A 19,825-nucleotide genomic window follows, 5' to 3' on the forward strand; every position below is an offset into this window, starting at 1 on the left:
AACGTTGCGGGGTGACCGCCGCGCTCAGCCACCCCGACCAGCTCAAGGAGCTGCTGGGCATCCCGTTCAACCGGGAGCAGATGGCGGCCATCGGGGCTCCGCTGGAGCCGGCCGTGATCGTCGCCGGGGCGGGCTCCGGGAAGACCACGGTGATGGCCGCCCGGGTGGTCTGGCTGGTCGGGTCCGGGGCCGTCCGCCCGGAGGAGGTGCTCGGCCTCACCTTCACCAACAAGGCCGCCGGGGAGCTCGCCGAACGCGTGCGCGCGGCCCTGCGGCTCGGCGGCGTGGCCGAACCGGACGAGGAGGCGCTCGGCGAGCCGGAGATCTCCACCTACCACGCCTTCGCCGGCCGCCTGCTCAAGGAGCACGGCCTGCGGATCGGCATCGAGCCGGACGTCCGGCTGCTCGCCGACGCCACCCGCTTCCAGCTCGCCGCCAAGGTGCTGCGCACCGCGCGCGGTCCCTTCCCGGCGCTCACCGGGACCTTCAGCAACCTGGTCGCCGACCTGACCGCGCTGGACGGCGAGCTCGCCGAGCACCTGGTCGAGCCGGACGCGCTGCGCGCCTTCGACGAGGAGCTGCTCGACACCCTCGCCACCGTCCGGCTCGGCAACGACGACCTGCGGGCCGTGCCGGTCACCGCCCGGGCCCGGCTGGAGCTGCTGCGCCTGGTCGAGGAGTACCGGCGGCGCAAGGCCGCGGCCGGACTGATGGACTTCGGCGACCAGATAGCCGCCGCCGCCAGGCTCGCGCAGCAGCGCCCCGAGGTCGGCGAGCTGCTCCGGGCCCAGTACCGGGTGGTGCTGCTCGACGAGTACCAGGACACCTCGGTCGCGCAGCGGCTGATGCTGGCCGGCCTGTACGGCGCCGGCCCCGAGGGGCGGGGCACCGGCCACCCCGTCACCGCCGTCGGCGACCCCTGCCAGGCGATCTACGGCTGGCGCGGCGCCTCGGTCGCCAATCTGGACGACTTCCCCCGGCACTTCCCGAAGGCCGACGGCTCCGGGGCGGCCCGGTACTCGCTCAGCGAGAACCGCCGCAGCGGCGGGCGGCTGCTCGCCTTCGCCAACGAGCTGGCCGAACCGCTGCGCGCGATGCACGAGGGCGTCGAGGCGCTGCGCCCGGCTCCCGGCGCCGAGCAGGAGGGCTACGTCCGGGCCGCGCTGCTGCCCACCCACGCGCAGGAGATCGACTGGCTGGCCGACTCGATCGCCCACCTGGTCCGTACCGGTACCGCCCCGGGCCGGATCGCCGTGCTCTGCCGGGGCGGCGCGGCCTTCCCCGACATCCACGCGGCGCTGGTCGCCCGGGAGGTGCCGGTCGAGGTGGTCGGACTCGGCGGCCTGCTGCAACTGCCCGAGGTGGCCGACCTGGTGGCGACCTGCGAGGTGCTGCAGGACCCGACCGCCAACGCGGCGCTGGTCCGGCTGCTGATCGGCCCGCGCTGGCGGATCGGCCCGCGCGACCTCGCCCTGCTCGGCCGGCGCGCCGCCGAACTGGTGCGCACCGCCCGGCCGGAGGGCGTCGAGGCGCTGGCCGCGGCCGTCGCCGAGGCCGATCCGACCGAGGTGGTCTCGCTGGCCGACGCGCTGGAGACCTTCCTGGACCCGGCGTCCGGCGGGGACGGCGACCGGTCCGACGAGCTGCCGTTCTCCGCGGAGGCCAGGCCGCGCTTCGCCCGGCTCGCCCGGGAGCTGCGCGAGCTGCGCCGCTCGCTCGCCGAGCCGCTGATGGACGTGCTGCACCGGGTGCTCGCGGTCACCGGCCTGGAGGTCGAACTCGCCGCCTCCCCCCAGGCACTGGCCGCCCGCCGCCGGGAGACCCTGCACGCCTTCCTGGACGTCGCGGCCGGCTTCGCGGACCTGGACGGCGACCCGGGCCTGTCGGCCTTCCTCGGCTTCCTGCGCGCCGCCCAGGAGTACGAGCGCGGGCTGGACAGCAGCCTGCCCGGCGGGGAGGACACCGTGAAGGTCCTCACCGCGCACAAGTCCAAGGGCCTGGAGTGGGACGTCGTGGCCGTTCCCGGGCTGGTCAGGGGCGCCTTCCCGTCCTCGACCACGCGCGAGCGCTGGACCAGCGCCAAGCGGGTGCTGCCGCACGCCCTGCGCGGCGACGCGGCCACCCTGCCCGATGTGCGCGGCGGGTGGAACAGCAAGTCCATGGCCGCCTTCAAGGCGGCGCTCGCCGAGCACTCGGGCACCGAGGAACTGCGCCTCGGCTACGTCGCCTTCACCCGGCCGCGGTCGCTGCTGCTGGCCTCCGGGCACTGGTGGGGCCCCAGCCAGAAGACCGTGCGCGGCCCGTCCGCCTTCCTGGAGCGGCTGCGGACGCACTGCGAGCGGCCCGGCGCCGGCGAGCTCGAACACTGGGCCGAGCAGCCGCCCAAGGGCGCCGAGAACCCGGCGCTGGCCGCGCCCGTCGAGCGGCCCTGGCCGCTGCCGCTGGATCCGGCGGCCCAGCACGCCCGCCGCCGGGTCGCCGCGGTGGTGCACCGCCGCCTCGCCGGCCTGCCCGCCCCCGAACCGGAGCCGATGGCCGCCGAGGACCGCCGCCAGGTCGAGTCCTGGGACCGCGACCTCACCGCGCTGGTCGGCGAGTTGGAGCGGTCCCGGCGCAGCGTCCGGGAGGTGCCGCTGCCCGCCGCGCTGTCCGCCACCCAGCTCCAGCGGCTGGCCGCCGATCCGGACGGCTTCGCGCACGACCTGGCCCGCCCGATGCCCCGGCCGCCACAGCCGGCCGCCCGCCGGGGCACCCGGTTCCACGCCTGGGTGCAGTCCCGGATCGAGCCGCTGCTGCTGATCGAGCCGGGCGCGCTGCCGGGCGCGGACGACGACGGCATCGAGGACGAGCAGGACCTGGAGCGGCTCAAGGAGGCGTTCCTGCGCACGCCCTACGCGAACCGGACGCCCTACCGGGTCGAGGCGCCGTTCCAGTTGGTGCTGGCGGGCCGGGTGGTGCGCGGCCGGATCGATGCGGTCTACCGGGAAGATGACGGCCGGTCGGAATTCGGCGGCGCGTCACGCTACGAAGTGGTGGACTGGAAGACGCACCGCGAGGAGACCGCCGATCCGCTCCAGCTCGCGGTCTACCGGGTCGCCTGGGCCGAACAGTTGGGAGTTCCGCCGGAGCAGGTCACGGCGTCCTTCCTGTACGTCCGCAGCGGTCGGGTCGAACAACCAGCAGGACTTCCCGACCGAAAAGAGTTGGAACGGCTCCTGATCGGGAACAGTGAAGAATGAGTCACGCAGAGCATTCAAGTCATCACGGCAGCGGGCGAAACCTGCGCGTAGTGCACGTTTCGTGCCTATTGTGGGGTCGGTAACCGGTCAACCCCTGTGCTCCGGCCGCCAGCGAGGCCCGCATTCCCCAACCCTCAGTCATCACCGCGGGTGCCCACGGGGCACCGGCGTCTTCTGCTGGAGAGACCGAAGTTGAGCGCGACCGGATGGATGAGAGAGCGGTTCGCCGGGCCGGCCCCGGGGACCGCTCCGGGCTCGACCGGCACCTGGCCGAGGACGGCGCTCGCGCTGCCGTTCATCGGCATGGCGCTGGTCGTGGCCCTCGACTACGTCAGCAACACCGAGGTGACGGTCGAGCCGGCCCTCACCGCCGTTCCCGCGCTGGCCGCCGTGGTCAGCCGGCGTACCTGGTACCCGCTCGCCATCGGCCTCTGCACCGAGGCCGTGGCCTTCCTGATGGCCGCCAGCAGCGACTCGCTCGGCGAGTCCGTGCACAGCGCCACCGTCTTCGCCGTCGTGCTGGTCGCCGCGATCGGCTGGGTCAGCGCCACCCTGCGGCTGCGCCAGGAGAAGGCGCTGGCCGACGCCCAGCTGGTCGCCTCGATCGCCCGCCGGGTGCTGCTGCGGCCGGTCCCCGAGCGGGTCGGCACCGTCCGGGCCGCCGTCCACTACGAGGCCGCCGCCGCGCACGCCAGGATCGGCGGCGACCTCTACGAGGTGGTCAACACCCGGCACGGGGTCCGGGCCGTGGTCGGCGACGTCCGGGGCAAGGGGCTCGGCGCGGTGGAGACCGCCGCCGCCGTGCTCGGCGCCTTCCGGGAGGCCGCCCACCAGGAGCCCGCGCTGGACCGGGTGGCGGGCTGGCTCGCGGTGAGCCTCGACCGGGCCCTGCACGAGAACGAGCACCCCGGCGTGGAGGAGGAGTTCGTCACCCTGGTGCTGATCGGGGTCCGGCCCGACGGCACCGCCGAGATCGTCAACTGCGGCCACCCGTCGCCGCTGCTGCTGCGGGGCACCGAGCCGGTCCGGCCGCTGGAGCTCGCCGAGACGGTGCCCCCGCTCGGCGTCCTCGACCCGGTCGACGTCCGGCCGCCGGTGCACGAGGTCCCGCTGCGGCAGGGGGACCGCGTCCTGCTGTTCACCGACGGAGTCATCGAGGCCCGGGACCGGGCCGGCGTCTTCTACCCGCTCGCCGAGCGGCTGCCGCACTGCGCGGACGGCCACCCGGTGGACGTCCTGCGGCGCCTGCACCAGGACGTGGTCCGCCACGTCGGCCGCCAGCTCGGCGACGACGCGGCGATGCTGCTGCTCCAGTACGACCCGCTCGGGCCCGAGCCGCACCTGCCGCACCAGAACGGGCAGCTGACGCACCCCCGGAGCTGACCGCCCGGCACCGGGCGGCCCGGCCGGACCGCCTAGAGGCCGACCTCCACCACCAGCGGGCGGTGGTCCGAGACCACCGCCCGCGGGGCGGCCGCCGGGCCGACCGCGGTGCGCGGCACGCCCACCGCGAGCACGTGGTCGAACTGCACGGCCGGTCGGTGCGAGGGGTAGGTGGGCGTGCGGGCCAGGTCGTACCAGCCCTGGAGCCGCGCCCGGGGCTCGCGCACCCGCCGCCGGCGCGGCTCGACCAGGGCCGGCCGGGCCCGCCGGGCCGCCCGCAGTTCGCGCACCCGCGCCCGGGGCGCCGTCCGGTCCAGCGCGGTGGCCCCGCCCAGCACCGTCCGGGGCACCGCGCCGATCAGGTTGAAGTCCCCCAGGACCAGGTAGGGCTGCGGCAGGTCGGCGATCCAGCGCCGGATCCCCGCCAGCTGCGCCATGTTCCAGCCCGGCACGAACGACAGGTGCGCCGCCACCACGGTGAACGGCCCGTGCTCGCCCTCCAGTACGGCCGCCAGCGCGGCCCGCGGCTCGTCCGGGACGGGCGTGAGCCCGCGCCGGCCGGCCACCCGCAGCGGCAGCCCGAACGGGGCCGGGGCGAACCGCCGGGCCCGCCAGTGCCGCACCGGCAGCCGGGTCAGCAGTGCGGTGCCGTACGACGGCGGCGCGTCGTCGCCGACCTCGTTCGGCCCGTACACCTGGAGTCCGGCGGGGACGGCGGGCTCCGGCACCCAGCCCGCGACCGGCGCCGGGCGCCCGTGCAGCGCGGCGGCGAACCGCCAGTCCGCGGCGCCCATCGCCTTGGCGGCGACGGCGGCCTGGTCGGTGCCGCCGGAGCGGGCCTGGTAGCGGTCCACCTCCTGGAGGGCGAGCACGTCGGCGTCCAGCGCGGCCACCGCCTCCGCCAACGGTCCACCGGCGTCGGCGGGGTAGGGCCGCGGAGCACCGTCCGGGGCGAGCGGCTGACCGTGCAACAGATTGAAGGTGGCGATGCGCAACTGGCTCACACCGCACGACGGTACCCGCTCGCCGGGAGGGGGCGCCGCTTGAGCCCGCCGGGCATACCGGGTATACATACTCGGTATGTCCATCCGTCACGGTCTGCTCGCCCTGCTCGACCAGGGCCCGCGCTACGGCTACCAGCTGCGTACCGAGTTCGAGGCGCGCACCGGTGCCACCTGGCCGCTCAACGTCGGCCAGGTCTACACCACCCTGTCCCGCCTGGAGCGCGACGGCCTGGTCGAGCCCGCGGGGGAGGACGAGGAGGGGCACCAGTTCTACGCCGTCACCGAAGCAGGACGCGCGGAGCTGCGCACCTGGTTCGACACCCCGGTGCCGCGGACCAGCCCGCCGCGCGACGAGCTGGCGATCAAGCTGGCCATGGCGGTCACCGTCCCCGGGGTGGACGTGCCCGCCGTCGTCCAGGGCCAGCGCCGGCACAGCATCAAGGCGCTCCAGGACTACACCCGGCTCAAGGCCCGCGCGCTGACCGGCGAGGCCCGCCCCGGCGGCGCCGGCCCGTCGGCCGCCCCCGGCGCCGACCTCGCCTGGCTGCTCGTCCTCGAACAGCTGATCTTCCAGACCGAGGCCGAGATCCGCTGGCTCGACCACTGCGAGACCCGCCTCGCCCAGCACGCCGAGATCGAACAGGCCCGGGCCGCCGAGGCCCGCGCCGCCGAGCCCGAGGTCGTCCGGCGCGGGCGGCGCCGCACCCGGGCCTGAACCCCGTACGGACTTCACGAACCACGGCCCGGCCGCCATCCGCGATCCCGGGCCCAGAACAGCAGGGGGAAGTGTGATCCACACCGATCCGAGCAGGCTCGGCACCGAACCGGTGCTGCACCTGGACAACGTCACCCGGGTGCACGGCCAGGGCGCGGCCGAGGTGCACGCGCTGCGCGGGGTGGACCTCCGGGTGCACCCCGGCGAGTTCGTCGCCGTGATGGGGCCCTCCGGCTCCGGCAAGTCGACCTTGCTGACGCTCGCCGGGGGGCTGGACACCCCGAGCAGCGGTCGGGTCCTGGTCGAGGGCACCGCCCTGGGCGGCCTCAACCGCAAGAAGCTGGCCGAGGTCCGTCGCCGTTCGGTCGGCTACGTGTTCCAGGACTACAACCTGATCCCGGCCCTCACCGCGGCCGAGAACGTCTCGCTGCCGCGCGAGCTCGACGGTCTCTCCGGCCGCGCCGCCCGCCGCGAGGCGATGACCGCGCTGGAGGAGCTCGGCATCCCCGAGCTCGCCGACCGCTTCCCCGACGACATGTCCGGCGGGCAGCAGCAGCGCGTCGCCATCGCCCGCGCGCTGATCGGCGACCGCCGGCTCGTCCTCGCCGACGAGCCCACCGGCGCCCTCGACTCCACCACCGGTGAGTCCGTCCTCGCCGTGCTGCGCGCCCGCTGCGACGCCGGCGCCGCCGCGATGATGGTCACCCACGAGGCCAGGCACGCCGCCTGGGCCGACCGCGTGGTCTTCCTCCGCGACGGCCGCATGGTCGACGAGAGCATCAGCCAGGACGCCGGCACCCTGCTGGTCTCCGCGGCCACCAACGCGAAGGGCCCGGTGGCGCAGTGAGGTTCAGCGCCTGGCGGGTCGCCCTGCGGATCGCCCGACGGGACGCCCTGCGCGCCAAGGGCCGCAGCGCGCTCGTGGTCGCCATGGTCGCGCTGCCCGTGCTCGGCGTCACCGGCGCCGACGTGTTCTTCCGCAGCGCCGAACTCGACCCCGTCGAGCGGATCGTCCGCACCATGGGCCAGTCCGACGCCGAGATCCACATGGTCGACCGCGGCTCGATCATCCTGCAGGCACCGGACCCGGACCAGCCGTTCGACCTCACCGGCGCCGACGAGGCCAAGGTGGAGAACGGCCGGCCCCAGTACACGCCCGAGCAGCGCCGCAGCCTCGACACCGAGCCGGCCGAACTGGTCAAGCAGCTGGTCCCGGCCGGCACCACGCTCGTCCCGCTGCGCGAGGGCCCGTACGTCCCCACCAGCACCGTGCAGGGCCTGCTCAGCGTGCGGACCGCCGAGGCCGACCTGAACGACCCGGTCTGGAAGGGCCGGATCGACGTGGTCGAGGGCCGCGCCCCGAGCGCCGGCCACGAGGTCGCCGTCACCCGGGACTTCCTCGACCGCTCCGGCCTCAGGATCGGCGACCGCACCTCCCCGCGCGGTCTGGAGGCCACCCCCTTCACCATCACGGCCGTCGCCGAGTACCCCGGCGACCTGCGGGCCACCGGGCTGATCGCCCGCCCCGGCGCGCTGGTCGACCCGCTGATGAAGCTGCCCGGCGCCGACAAGGGCCTCGGCCGCTCCGCGCTGGGGGAGAGCGCCCGCTGGCTGGTCAAGCTCCCGGCCGGGGCCGCGATCGACTGGCCCAAGGTGACCGAGTTCAACAAGTACGGCTTCACCGTCGCCTCCCGCAGCGTGCTGCTCGACCCGCCGGCCCGTTCCGAGGTGCCGCTCTACGCCCAGAAGGGCCAGAGCGGCGGCGGTACCCCCTACCTCGACCGGACCTCCGTCGTCATCCTCGCCACCGTGGTCGGCATGGCGCTGCTGGAGATCGTGCTCCTCGCGGGCCCCGCCTTCGCCGTCGGGGCCAGGCGCTCCCGCCGCCAGCTCGGTCTGCTCGCCGCCGGCGGCGGTAACCGGGCCGACGTCCGCGCGGTCGTCCTCGGCGGCGGGGTCGTGCTCGGAGTCACCGGCGCCGCCCTCGGTCTGGCCGTCGGCGTCGGCCTGGTCGCGGTGCTGCGCACCCAGGCCGAGAACTACGCCGGCGAGCGGTTCGGCCACTTCGACCTCCAGCCGCTCGACCTGCTCGGCGTCCTGGGCATCGGCCTGGTCACCGGTCTGCTCGCGGCCGTCGTCCCGGCCGTCCAGGCCTCCCGGCAGGACGTCGTCGCCGCGCTGACCGGCCGCGACTCGCTCAAGCCACCGAGCCGCAAGCTCGCGCTGCTCGGCCTGCTGATGGTGGCCGGCGGCGCCGCGCTCGCCCTGCTCGGCGCGACCAGCGGCTTCGGCAACCGCAGTACGGCCGTGCTCGGCGGCTCGATGATCGCCGAACTCGGCATGGTCGCCCTGACGCCCTACCTGGTCGGCCTGTTCGGGCGGATCGGCCGCTGGCTGCCGCTCGGCCCCCGGCTCGCGCTGCGCGACTCGGTCCGCCACCGCGGACGCACCGCCCCCGCCGTCGCGGCGGTGATGGCCGCCGTCGCCGGCTCGGTCGCCGTCGGCATCTACACCGCCAGCAGCCATGAGGAGCACCGCCGGGAGTACGTCGCCGCCGCGCCGGCCGGCGCGGTCACGGTGAGCAGCGGCTGGGGCTCGGCCGCCGACGGGAAGCTGCTGCCCCAGCTGCGCGGCGCCGTCGAGAGCAACATCCCCGACCTCGGCCGGCGCGCCGACGTGCAGGAGGTCGGCCTCAAGGGCGACTGCGACCGGACGCACGGCAACTGCGGCTACGTCACCACCGAGCTGCCGAAGGAGCTGCGCTGCCCGCTGTTCGACAAGGGCAGCGAGGCCATCGCCCCGGCCGAGGCCGAGCGGCTCCGCAAGGAGGACGCGCGCTGCAGGGCGAACCACTCCTACCGGGTCAACCCGTTCAGCATGGTGGCCGCCGGGGACGCCACCCTGCTGCGCAACCTGTTCGGTGTGGACGACCCGGCCGCCGGCCAGGCGCTGGCCGCCGGCAAGGCCGTCGTGTTCGACGCCGACTACGTCAAGGACGGCAAGCTCGTCGTGAGCGTGACGGAGCCGGCCGAGGAGCAGTCGAACAAGCTGAACGCCTCGCCCGTGCACGACACGCCCAGCCACGAGATCGCCGTCGACGCGGTGCTGTTCCACGCCGTCGTCCCGACCGGTGGCCAGGCGCTGGTGAGCCCGGAGACCGCCGGCCGGCTCGGGCTGGGCACCCATGACGCCGGTTCGGTCTGGCTGCCCGCCAAGGCGCCGTCCGACAGCGCCGAACAGAAGGCGACGGCGGCGATCGACAAGCTCGCCGACGGCACCCAGTTCGGGGTCGAGCGCGGCTTCCGGTCCAACGACGACCTGGTCAGCCTCGGTCTGACGGGCTTCGCCGCCCTGGTCGCGCTCGGCGCCGCCGGCATCGCCACCGGGCTCGCCGCCGCCGACTCGCAGCGCGACCTGACCACTCTCGCGGCGGTCGGCGCCGCGCCGCGGATCCGCCGCAGCCTCTCCGGCTTCCAGTGCGGGGTGATCGCCGCGATGGGCACCCTGCTCGGCGTGGTCGCCGGAGTGGTGCCGGCGGTGGCCCTGCGCAAGGTGGAGGGCGTGTCCGTCTCCTACCCGGGGATGTCCCCCGAGGAGACGGCCGACCACAGCGTGATCGTCTTCCCGTGGCTCGACATCGGCGCCACCGTGATCGTCCTGCCGCTGCTCGCGGTGGGGCTGGCCACGCTGCTCACCCGCTCGCGGATCTCGCTGCTGCGCCGCTCCGGCTGACCGCGCGTTCCCCGTGTCCCCCGTCACCCCCGGCCGCCGCCCCCGTGCGGCCGGGGGTGACGGACGTTACAGGCCGTCCGGCGCCCGGTGGCCGGACGGCCGGGGCGGGCACCCGCACGGGCGAACTAAAGTCGTCCGTATGACGAGAACCCCGGACAGCGTCGTCCGCTCCTTCATCGACCGGCACCAGGCCGAGTTCCTGGCCGACCTCTCCGACTGGCTGGGCATCCCCTCCGTCTCGGCCGAGCCCGAGCGGGCCGGGGAGGTCCGCCGCTCCGCCGAGTGGCTGGCCGCGAAGCTGGGCGGGACCGGGTTCCCGGTGGTCGAGGTCTGGGAGACGGACGGCCTGCCGGCGGTGTTCGCCGAGTGGCCGTCGGGGGACGCGTCCGCGCCGACCGTCCTGGTCTACGGGCACCACGACGTGCAGCCCGCCGCCAAGGAGGACGGCTGGGCGACGGAGCCCTTCGAGCCGACCGTGGTCGGCCGGCAGCTGTTCGCGCGCGGGGCCGCCGACGACAAGGGGCAGGTGTTCTTCCACACGCTCGGGGTCCGCGCCCACCTGGCCGCCACCGGGCGCACCGCGCCGGCCGTCAACCTCAAGCTGCTGATCGAGGGCGAGGAGGAGTCCGGCTCGCCGCACTTCCCCGCGCTGGTCCGCCGGGAGGCCGGGCGGCTGGCCGCCGATGTGGTGATCATCTCGGACACCGGGATGTGGTCCGAGACCACGCCGACGGTCTGCACCGGCATGCGGGGCCTGGCCGACGCCCAGATCGACCTCTACGGCCCGGACAGCGACATCCACTCCGGTTCCTTCGGCGGCGCCGTCCCCAACCCGGCGGCGGTCGCGGCCGAACTGGCCGCCGCGCTGCACGACGAGGACCGCCGGGTGGCCGTCCCGGGCTTCTACGACGGCGTGGTCGAGCTGACCGCGCGCGAGCGCGAACTCTTCGCCGAGCTGCCCTTCGACGAGGGGCAGTGGCTGAAGGTCGCCAAGTCGCACGGCACCCTCGGCGAGGCCGGCTACTCCACCCTGGAGCGCGTCTGGGCCCGGCCGACCGCCGAGGTGAACGGCATCTGGGGCGGCTACACCGGCCCCGGCGGCAAGACCATCGTGCCGTCCTCGGCGCACCTCAAGCTCTCCTTCCGGCTGGTGGCCGGCCAGGAGGTCGAGCGGGTCCAGGAGGCCGTCCGGTCCTGGGTGGCGCAGCGGGTGCCCGAGGGCATCCGGTACGCGCTGGAGTTCCCGGGCGCCACCCGGCCCTGCCTGACCCCGCTGGACCACCCGGCCCTGCGGTCCACCGTCCGGGCGATGGAGCGGGCCTTCGGGCAGCGGATCCTGTTCACCCGGGAGGGTGGTTCCGGCCCGGCCGCCGAACTCCAGGACGTGCTCGGCGCGCCGGTGCTCTTCCTCGGCATCTCGGTGCCCTCGGACGGCTGGCACTCGGTCGACGAGAAGGTCGAGCTCGACCTGCTGGCCAAGGGCGTGGAGACGACCGCCTACCTCTGGGCCGACCTGGCCGAGAACTGGCGGCCGGGCGGCGAGGCGGCGTGAAGGCCGCGGGGCGCCCTCCGCGGCCCGTCCTGGCGAACAGACCACTCATCCGGATGATTCATCACGTGGGGATGGAACGAAGTGAGCACCGTGCCTGAGACCGAACGCCCGCTGCCCCCGGCACTGGCCCGGGCCGGGGTCGACCGGGCGGCCCAGCACCGGTTCGACGAGCCCTGGCTGGCGGCCGCCTGGAGCCACCCGACCACCAAGGTGCTGCCGATCGCCGGCGGCGAGGCGTTCGTGGTGGACACCGGGCAGGGCACCGAACTGGTGCTGATGCCCTCGTTCGAGGCGCCGCAGACCGGGGACCGCTACTTCCTCGGCACCGACGAGGACGGGGTGTCGTACTTCGCGCTGGCCGGCGAGAGCCTGCCGGGGCGCCTCGACGGCGACGCCCGCCCGGCCGGGCTGCGCGAGGTCGGGGGGATGCTCTCCGACCGAGACGCCGGGCTGCTGGTGCACGCCGTCGCGCTGGAGCACTGGCACCGGCTGCACAGCTTCTGCTCGCGCTGCGGGCACCCGACCGAGAAGGCCGGCGCCGGCCACGTCCGGCGCTGCACCTCCTGCGCGGCCGAGCACTACCCGCGCACCGACGCGGCGGTGATCATGATGATCACCGACGAGCAGGACCGCTGCCTGCTGGGCCGGCAGGCGCTCTGGCCGGAGGGCCGCTGGTCGACCCTGGCCGGGTTCGTCGAGCCGGGCGAGTCGATCGAGCAGGCCGTGGTCCGCGAGGTCTTCGAGGAGGCCGGGGTGCGGGTGGCCGAGGTCGCCTACGTGGCCAGCCAGCCGTGGCCGTTCCCGTCCAGTCTGATGCTGGGCTTCATGGGCAAGGCCGATCCGGACGGGACGGCCATCACCGTGGACGGCGAGGAGCTGGCCGAGGCGCGCTGGTTCTCCCGGGAGGAGCTGCGGGCCGGCATGGCGGCGGGCGAGATCCTGCCGCCGTCCGGGATTTCGATCGCCCGTCACCTGGTCGAACTCTGGTACGGGGAGCGGCTGCCTTCGGCGGCGCGCTGGTAATTCCGACAATCGGGGGCGTGCGGCTTATTGCCGCGCGCCCCCGATTTCGTTTCGTGCCCTCCGTCGCGCCGGTCATCCAGAGGCCCGGCGCGGCCGAACGGGTGGTCCGGACGGATTTCGCGCCGGTCGGGCGCGCTGACGTTCGTATCCGGAGGGGCCGCCTCCTGCCGTGTTCCGGCGGGCCAGGGCGCCCGCCGCGGGCCCGTCGTCGCCGATCCGGGTCGACATTGTCGGAATCGGCTGAAACCGGGTCACCGCCCTCGCTACATTCACTCGGGTGACAATCCCCCGGGGCACCACCCAATCCCCCAAATACCAGCGCCTCGCCGCCGATCTGCGCCGCCGGATCGCCGAGGGCGAATTCACCGCCCGGGCCGCCCTCCCGGTCGAGAGCGAACTGGAGCGCCAGTACGGGGTCGCCCGCAACACCGTCCGGCTGGCCGTCGACGTCCTGGTCAACGAGGGTCGGCTGGTCCGGCTCCAGGGCAAGGGCACCTACCTCCGGGAGCACCCCGTCCTGGACCACCGCGCCTACGGACCGGCCCCGGCGCCGCCGGGGCCGCGCGACCCGCTCGCCGGGCCGCGGGACTGCCTGGCCGTGCCCACCGCCGTCTACCTCGGCGAGGCCGCCGACGCCGGCCGGGAGCTCACCGTCGACTTCGAGATGATGATCGTCCGGGCCCGGGTCGACATCGCCGAGCGGCTCGGGCTCCGGCCCGGCGAGGCGATCGTGGTCCGCCGCCAGCTCCGGCTGCTGGACCGTGAGCCGTACTCGATCGAGGAGAGCCACTACCGGGCCGGCCTCGCCGCGGGCACCCCGCTGATGGAGCCCGACCAGATCGACGGCGGGGACGAGGCGGTGCTCGCCCTGCTCGGCCGGACCGAGATCGGGGCGGTGGACCACCTGGTGGCCCGGATGCCCGGCCCCGAGGAGGCGCAGTGGTTCCAGGGCGGCCCCGGAGTGCCGCTGATGGTCCAGACCCGGGTGACCTACGACCGGCGCGGCCCCGTCCGGGTCATCGAGACCCGCTACTCCGCCGACCGCAGCCGGCTGGTCTACGGCGTCGGCGACCTCGCCGCCCGGACCCAGCTGCCCGCACCCGCGGCGCCGGTGGACCCGGCCCGGGCCGACGCCCCCTGAGGTGCGCCGGCCCGGGCCCCGCGGGCCGGCGCGGGTCAGGCCGCCAGGGCCTTCTTGACCTGCATCAGGCTCGGGTTGGTCATCACGACCTGCTCGCCGCCGCCCGCCGGCGTCACCAGCACCGTCGGCACGATCTGGTTGCCGCCGTTCACGGACTCGACGAAGGACGCCGAGTTCGGGTCCTCCTCGATGTTGATCTCGGTGTAGCCGATGCCTTCACGGGTCAGCTGGCTCTTGAGTCGGTTGCAGTACCCACACCAGGTCGTGCTGTACATCGTCACGCTGCCGGACATCGAGGGGCTCCTTCGGGAAAGAGGGCGTGCGGTCTCTGGGAGGAACGTCCGTCACGCAACGGTCATTCCGCGTGCGCCCGGCGTGAGATCGACCTCGCACGCCCGAGCGCGCACCGTTCATCCTGCGATCGCACCGGGCCTGTGGACAAGCCCGCCCCGGTTGTCGCACCGGGCTGAGAGGATGGAACGCATGCAGGAAGACCTCTTGAGCGGCAGCCCGTTCGACGACTACCGCGCCGCGTCCGGCCCCGACGCGGTGCTCGCCGGGCTCGACCCCGAGCAGCGGGCCGTCGCCACCGCCCTGCAGGGGCCCGTCTGCGTGCTCGCCGGCGCCGGCACCGGCAAGACGCGCGCCATCACCCACCGGATCGCCTACGGGGTCCGCAGCGGGGTCTACCAGCCCGCCCAGGTGCTCGCCGTCACCTTCACCGCCCGCGCGGCGGGGGAGATGCGCGGGCGGCTGCGCCAGCTCGGCGCCGAGGGCGTCCAGGCCCGCACCTTCCACGCCGCCGCGCTGCGCCAGCTCCAGTACTTCTGGCCGCGCGCCGTGGGCGGCCCGGTGCCGCAGCTGGTGGAGCGCAAGGTCCAGCTGGTCGCGGAGTCCGCCGCGCGCTGCGGGCTGCGCGTCCAGCGCACCGAACTGCGCGACCTCACCGCCGAGATCGAGTGGGCCAAGGTCTCCCAGATCGGCCCGGACGACTACCCGGCCGCGGTGCAGAAGTCGGCCCGCGAGGCCCCGCGCGACCCGGCCGAGATCGCCCAGGTGTACCGGGTGTACGAGGAGACCAAGAGCCGCCGCGGCGTCATCGACTTCGAGGACGTCCTGCTGCTGACCGCCGCGATCCTGGAGGACCGCCCGGACATCGCCGACCAGGTCCGCGCCCAGTACCGGCACTTCACCGTCGACGAGTACCAGGACGTCTCGCCGCTCCAGCAGCGGCTGCTCGACCAGTGGACCGGCCCCGCCGCGGGCAGCCTCTGCGTGGTCGGCGACGCCAGCCAGACCATCTACTCGTTCACCGGCGCCACCCCCGACTACCTGCTGAACTTCCGCACCCGCCACCCCGAGGCGACGGTGGTCAAGCTGGTCCGGGACTACCGCTCCACCCCGCAGGTCGTCCACCTGGCCAACGGACTGCTCGCGCAGGCCCGCGGCCAGGCGGCCCGGCACCGGCTGGAGCTGGTCTCGCAGCGCGAGGCCGGTCCCGAGCCCGTCTACACCGAGTACGAGGACGAGCCGACCGAGGCCGAGACCACCGCCCGCCGGATCAAGGAGCTGCTGGCGTCCGGGGTGCGGGCCAGCGAGGTCGCCGTGCTGTTCCGCACCAACGGCCAGTCCGAGGTCTACGAGCAGGCGCTCGCCGACCTCGGCGTCTCCTACCAGCTCAAGGGCGCCGAGCGGTTCTTCGAGCGCCCCGAGGTGCGGGACGCCGGCGTGCTGCTGCGCGGCGCCGCCCGGGCCGCCTCCGACCCGCTCACCGACGGCACCCCCGGCCTCGCCGCGCAGGTCCGGGCGGTGCTCGCGACCCGGGGCTTCACCGCAGAGCCGCCGGCCGGCTCCGGCGCGGTGCGCGAGCGCTGGGAGTCGCTGGCCGCGCTGGTCCGGCTCGCCGAGGACTTCGAGCGCACCCGCACGGCGGCCGGGGAGCCGGCCGACCTGGCCGCGTACGTCGCCGAGCTGGACGGCCGGGCCGCGGCCCAGCACGCGCCCGCCGTCGAGGGCGTCACGCTGGCCTCGCTGCACGCCGCCAAGGGCCTGGAGTGGGACGCCGTCTTCCTGGTCGGCCTCACCGAGGGCACCATGCCGATCATCTACGCCAAGACGGACGAGCAGGTCGAGGAGGAGCGCCGGCTGCTCTACGTCGGCGTCACCCGGGCCCGCAAGCACCTCTCGCTCTCCTGGTCGCTCTCCCGCTCGCCGGGCGGCCGGGGCAACCGCAAGCCGACCCGCTTCCTGGACGGGCTGCGGCCGAACTCCGGCGCACCGGGCGCGCGCGCCGGGGGCCGGGGCGGGCGCGGTGGCGTCGAGGCCGGCGAGCGCTCCGCCGGGCGCCGGGTGCGCGGCCCGGTCCGCTGCCGGGTCTGCGAGCGGGTGCTCACCGAGGCGGTCGAGCGCAAGCTGCGCCGCTGCGAGAGCTGCCCCTCCACGATGGACGAGGCGCTGTACGAGCGGCTGCGCGAGTGGCGGGCCGGGCAGGCGAAGAAGCAGGGCGCCCCGGCCTACGTGGTGTTCACCGACGCGACGCTGATGGCGATCGCCGAGGACGTCCCGGCGACCACCCAGGAACTGGCGGTGATCTCGGGGGTCGGTGCGATGAAGCTGGACAAGTACGGGGCCGCCGTGCTCTCGTTGTGTGCGGGGGAAGAGCTCACGGAGGATCCGGTCGACGTCGAGGACGGCGATCCGGACGAACCGGCCTGAGCCGGTCCCGGGGAGGTCCCCGGGGCGGGCGGAGCCGATGCCCCGGGCTCCTTCGGAAGCCGTCGAGAAACTCGCCGGAAAAATAGTTTGCGCGCCGTACCGGGAGCGCAATAGCCTGCCGGAGCGGTCAAGGGGACGCGAACGCACGGGGTGACGCCTGTGCCATGTCCTCCTGGGCCCGACAGCTTCTCCGCACCACGCACCACCTGCATCACCTGCACCACCGAGACAGACATCCGAACAGTTCGGAGCCCGGGAAACCAGGCCCCGCGAGACGCCGAGAGGAGGCGAAGACAGTGGAAACCATCATGATCACCAAACTGACTGGCCAGACCGTCGTCGCCGCTGCCTCTCTGCGTGCCGCCCGCCTGCGGGCTCTCGCCGAGCTGGGTGGAACCGGTCTGGGTCTCGAAGCCGTGGGTGCCTCCGTCATTCCCGCTTCCGTCGCCTCCGTTGTCAGTGGTCTTGGACACACTGGCCCCTGCGGCGCGGATATCACGGGCGGTATTGACGGCACCTCTGTCGAGACCGGTCTGTCCCGTGGCTGGGCGGCCGTGAGCACGTCGCGCTCCCTGCGTGACGAGCGACCGACCCAGGCACCGAAGGCAGCCGTAGCCGTCGCCATGCATGGCGGCTATGCGCGGGTCATCGGTGCCGGAAACGCCCAGAAGCAGAACGAGCAGCAGATCAACGAGCAGGCCATGGCCGCCTTTACGGGAGCCACGGCCGTCCGGATGCGGGCCTTCCGCGGGCCTGAACCCTGGAGAGAACGAACCTGAGGAAGCCTCAGGTCGGCACCTCCAGGGCCGCGGAACCCGTCACACCGGGATCCGCGGCCCTTCTGTTTTGTCCGGTACGCAAGACCACCCAGGCCCTCCGGGGCCTCCGGCCCAGCCCCACCAGTCAGCTGAGCCGGACCCACTGAAAAGACGAGGAAGACGCCCACAGTGTCCACGGTCATCACGCCGCCCATCCCGTCCGTACCGCAGACAAGCCAGATCACCCCGGCCGACCAGGCCGACCCTCCGGAGGTTTCCCTGATGCAGATCACCACCATCGAGCAGGCCGAGGCGCTCGGTCTCCCCATCCCGTGCCGCGCCTTCGACCCGGAGGTCTTCTTCGCCGAGACGCCCGCCGACGTCGAGTACGCGAAGTCCCTCTGTGGCACCTGCCCGGTCAAGGACGCGTGTCTGACCGGTGCGCTGGAGCGGCGCGAGCCGTGGGGCGTCTGGGGTGGCGAGCTCTTCGTCCAGGGTGTCGTCGTGGCCCGCAAGCGGCCGCGTGGCCGCCCGCGCAAGACCGAGGTCGCAGCGTGAACCCCGCGCTCGGAGCCAAGGCCGTCCGCCGGGGAGAGCAGCCCCCGCTGGACAGCGCCCTTCGCCGCTCCGTGCGAATCGCCGCCGCCAAGGCCGACGCGGCCCGCACCGTCCACTTCCCTACGTCGCACCACGAGCAGGACCACGACATGACCCCCGCCGCCATTGACCCGACCGTCCGCGCCGAGCAGACCACCGAACTTCAGATCCAGAACAGGACCCTTGAGATGCAACTCCTCCACGAATCCCTGGCCCGTGCCCATATGCAAGAGCGCTTGCAAGAGGCCGAGCACGAACGGCTCGTCTCCCGGGTCGCCCGGGCCCGCCGGCTCAAGCTGAGGGCCGAACGGGCCTCGCTGCGGGCCCGCAAGGCCCTCGCCGTCGCGCTGATGTAGCGCGCCGGGCCGTAAGAGTTCCACCCCCGTCGTGCCGCAGGCCGCCCCCCGAACCGGGGGGCGGCCTGCGGCCGTTGCTGCCCGGACCGGTCAGGGCTTCTTGACAGCCTTGGTGGCCCTGGTGGCGGTGCGCGCCTTCGGCGGGGTGGCGGGGCGCTCCTCGAACTCCGGGAGCCACCGCCGCATCTCCGCCCGGAACGGCGCGTTGGCGCCCAGCTGGCAGAGCACCCCGATGGTGCTCAGCGTGACCCGGTGGATCAGCAGGTACGCCGGGGGCAGGTTGAGCTGCTTGCCCAGGTTGTAGGCGGGCGACCGCGGATCGGCGATCCGCGCGGCTTGGGCCCGCATCCAGGCCCGGGTGAAGTGGAAGGTGTCCACCGCCGCCGGCTCGATGATCGGGACGAGGTAGTCCAGCACCGCGTCCGGGTCCAGCTCGATCGAGGGCTTGACGAAGCCCTCTTCGCGCAGCATCTCCAGCACGCCCGCGGCGTCGCCCGCCAGGGCCATCCGCAGGGAGGCGCCGATCGGGGCGGGCAGCCCGCCCGGCAGCCGGTCGACGGTGCCGAAGTCCAGCACCCCGAGCCGCCAGCCGGCGACCGGGCCGTCGTCCTTGAGCAGCCGGAAGTTGCCCGGATGCGGGTCGGCGTGCAGCAGGCCGGTCCGGGACGGGCCGGCGAACAGGAACCGGGCCAGCAGGTGCCCGGCCCGGTCGCGCTCCTCCTGGGTGCCGCCGGTGATCACCTCGGCCAGCGGGGTGCCGTCCATCCACTCGGTGACCAGCACCTGGTCGGCCTGCGCGACCACGCCGGGCACCTGGATGTCCGGGTCGCCCGCGAACTCCTCGGCGTGCCGGCGCTGGGCCTGCGCCTCCAGCTCGTAGTCCAGCTCCTCGGCGACCCGCTCGCGCAACTCGGTGATCAGCGGCTTGATGTCGAGGCCGGGGATGAGCGGGCCGAGCAGCCAGGCCACCCGGCTCAGCTGCGTGAGGTCCGCCAGCAGGGCATCGCCCGCGCCCGGGTACTGGACCTTGACGGCCACCTCGCGGCCGTCGTGCCAGACGGCCCGGTGCACCTGCCCGATCGAGGCGGCGGCCGCCGGCCGGTCGTCGAACTCCCGGAACAGCTCCCGCCAGCCTTCGCCCAGGCGCTCCGCGAGGGCGGTGTGGACCTTGGCGGCGGGCATCGGCGGGGCGGCGTCCTGCAGTTTGGTCAGGGCCGCCCGGTAGGGCCCGGCGACCTCCTCGGGCAGCGCGGCCTCGAAGACGGACAGCACCTGCCCGAACTTCATCGCCCCGCCCTTGAGCTCGCCCAGGACCTTGAAGAGCTGGTCGGCGGTGGCCTGCTGGAGCTCGGCCGTCACCACCTCGGCGGAGCGCCCGCCGATCCGCTTCCCCAGCCCGAGGGTGGCCCGCCCGGCGATTCCCAGCGGCAGGGCTGCGAGCCGTGCCGTGCGGGTCATTGCCTTGCGCGGAAGATCGCTCACCCGGGCCTCCAATCCACACGCCCCCGGCACCCCACGACCGGGGGCCGACCATCACTAGGCCATTGTGCCCGCTCGCCGCCCCGGTCCCGGCCCCCTTTTCCGACCTGTTGTGCGGCGGTCGCCGCGGC

At 74.4% G+C, this 19,825-nt stretch carries 15 protein-coding genes; 12 read left to right on the forward strand and 3 right to left on the reverse strand.

Features of this window, described 5'->3' with window-relative positions; translation table 11 throughout:
* Positions 1–11: 11 nt before the first annotated feature.
* Together ACZ34W_RS05490 and ACZ34W_RS05495 are read left to right on the forward strand one after the other, a co-directional pair.
* Positions 12–3,239, forward strand: coding sequence for a UvrD-helicase domain-containing protein (locus tag ACZ34W_RS05490; RefSeq protein ID WP_465602012.1), 3,228 nt, complete (start codon positions 12–14; stop codon positions 3,237–3,239).
* A gap of 192 nt (positions 3,240–3,431) precedes the next feature.
* Positions 3,432–4,622, forward strand: coding sequence for a PP2C family protein-serine/threonine phosphatase (locus ACZ34W_RS05495; protein WP_329489497.1), 1,191 nt, complete (start codon positions 3,432–3,434; stop codon positions 4,620–4,622).
* A 32-nt stretch (positions 4,623–4,654) separates the two neighbouring features.
* On the opposite strand, the gene ACZ34W_RS05500 is transcribed toward ACZ34W_RS05495, so the two are convergent.
* Complete coding sequence (locus ACZ34W_RS05500; RefSeq protein WP_329489498.1) at positions 4,655–5,626, reverse strand: endonuclease/exonuclease/phosphatase family protein; 972 nt, start codon at positions 5,624–5,626, stop codon at positions 4,655–4,657.
* A 76-nt stretch (positions 5,627–5,702) separates the two neighbouring features.
* Here ACZ34W_RS05500 and ACZ34W_RS05505 point away from each other — a divergent pair, with 76 nt between their 5' ends.
* The 6 genes from ACZ34W_RS05505 to ACZ34W_RS05530 all read left to right on the forward strand — a co-directional run bounded on the left by ACZ34W_RS05505 (position 5,703) and on the right by ACZ34W_RS05530 (position 13,789).
* The gene (locus ACZ34W_RS05505; RefSeq protein ID WP_329489499.1) at positions 5,703–6,341 is read left to right on the forward strand and encodes a PadR family transcriptional regulator; all 639 of its coding nucleotides are present in this window, start codon (positions 5,703–5,705) and stop codon (positions 6,339–6,341) included.
* Positions 6,342–6,414: 73 nt separating this feature from the next.
* On the forward strand, positions 6,415–7,188 hold the full coding sequence (locus ACZ34W_RS05510; protein WP_329489500.1) for an ABC transporter ATP-binding protein: 774 nt from the start codon (positions 6,415–6,417) through the stop codon (positions 7,186–7,188).
* Positions 7,185–10,073: an FtsX-like permease family protein gene (locus tag ACZ34W_RS05515; RefSeq protein ID WP_465602016.1), complete on the forward strand. Its 2,889-nt coding sequence runs from the start codon at positions 7,185–7,187 to the stop codon at positions 10,071–10,073. Before ACZ34W_RS05510 ends, ACZ34W_RS05515 begins: the two co-directional genes overlap by 4 nt.
* 139 nt (positions 10,074–10,212) lie before the next feature.
* Positions 10,213–11,625, forward strand: a complete 1,413-nt coding sequence (locus ACZ34W_RS05520; RefSeq protein ID WP_329489502.1) for a dipeptidase — start codon at positions 10,213–10,215, stop codon at positions 11,623–11,625.
* 81 nt (positions 11,626–11,706) lie between these two features.
* On the forward strand, positions 11,707–12,648 hold the full coding sequence (gene nudC / locus ACZ34W_RS05525; RefSeq protein WP_329489503.1) for an NAD(+) diphosphatase: 942 nt from the start codon (positions 11,707–11,709) through the stop codon (positions 12,646–12,648).
* A 277-nt stretch (positions 12,649–12,925) separates the two neighbouring features.
* Entirely contained in the window at positions 12,926–13,789 is an 864-nt protein-coding gene (locus ACZ34W_RS05530; protein WP_329489504.1) for a GntR family transcriptional regulator, read from the forward strand.
* A 35-nt stretch (positions 13,790–13,824) separates the two neighbouring features.
* On the opposite strand, the gene ACZ34W_RS05535 is transcribed toward ACZ34W_RS05530, so the two are convergent.
* On the reverse strand, positions 13,825–14,082 hold the full coding sequence (locus tag ACZ34W_RS05535; RefSeq protein ID WP_329489505.1) for a mycoredoxin: 258 nt from the start codon (positions 14,080–14,082) through the stop codon (positions 13,825–13,827).
* A 190-nt stretch (positions 14,083–14,272) separates the two neighbouring features.
* Between ACZ34W_RS05535 and ACZ34W_RS05540 the strand changes: the two genes are divergently transcribed.
* From ACZ34W_RS05540 to ACZ34W_RS05555, 4 genes are all read left to right on the forward strand, one after another.
* Positions 14,273–16,504, forward strand: coding sequence for an ATP-dependent DNA helicase UvrD2 (locus ACZ34W_RS05540; protein ID WP_329489506.1), 2,232 nt, complete (start codon positions 14,273–14,275; stop codon positions 16,502–16,504).
* 296 nt (positions 16,505–16,800) lie between these two features.
* On the forward strand, positions 16,801–17,283 hold the full coding sequence (locus tag ACZ34W_RS05545; RefSeq protein ID WP_329489507.1) for a hypothetical protein: 483 nt from the start codon (positions 16,801–16,803) through the stop codon (positions 17,281–17,283).
* Between the two features lie 168 nt (positions 17,284–17,451).
* Positions 17,452–17,820, forward strand: a complete 369-nt coding sequence (locus tag ACZ34W_RS05550) for a WhiB family transcriptional regulator (protein WP_380388088.1) — start codon at positions 17,452–17,454, stop codon at positions 17,818–17,820.
* A 149-nt stretch (positions 17,821–17,969) separates the two neighbouring features.
* Entirely contained in the window at positions 17,970–18,215 is a 246-nt protein-coding gene (locus tag ACZ34W_RS05555) for a Clp protease/crotonase-like domain-containing protein (RefSeq protein ID WP_380388100.1), read from the forward strand.
* A gap of 90 nt (positions 18,216–18,305) precedes the next feature.
* Here ACZ34W_RS05555 and ACZ34W_RS05560 read toward each other — a convergent pair whose 3' ends face one another.
* The gene (locus ACZ34W_RS05560; protein WP_359803250.1) at positions 18,306–19,697 is read right to left on the reverse strand and encodes an ABC1 kinase family protein; all 1,392 of its coding nucleotides are present in this window, start codon (positions 19,695–19,697) and stop codon (positions 18,306–18,308) included.
* Positions 19,698–19,825: the final 128 nt, after the last annotated feature.

The organism is Kitasatospora sp. NPDC022856 (assembly GCF_055561235.1).

Excerpts from the sequence above, each read along its gene's own strand:
- ACZ34W_RS05505 (WP_329489499.1), top strand. The coding sequence starts at position 5,703 with ATGTCCATCCGTCACGGTCTGCTCGCCCTGCTCGACCAGGGCCCGCGC.
- ACZ34W_RS05520 (WP_329489502.1), top strand. The coding sequence starts at position 10,213 with ATGACGAGAACCCCGGACAGCGTCGTCCGCTCCTTCATCGACCGGCAC.
- ACZ34W_RS05535 (WP_329489505.1), bottom strand. The coding sequence starts at position 14,082 with ATGTCCGGCAGCGTGACGATGTACAGCACGACCTGGTGTGGGTACTGC.
- ACZ34W_RS05540 (WP_329489506.1), top strand. The coding sequence starts at position 14,273 with ATGCAGGAAGACCTCTTGAGCGGCAGCCCGTTCGACGACTACCGCGCC.
- ACZ34W_RS05555 (WP_380388100.1), top strand. The coding sequence starts at position 17,970 with ATGACCCCCGCCGCCATTGACCCGACCGTCCGCGCCGAGCAGACCACC.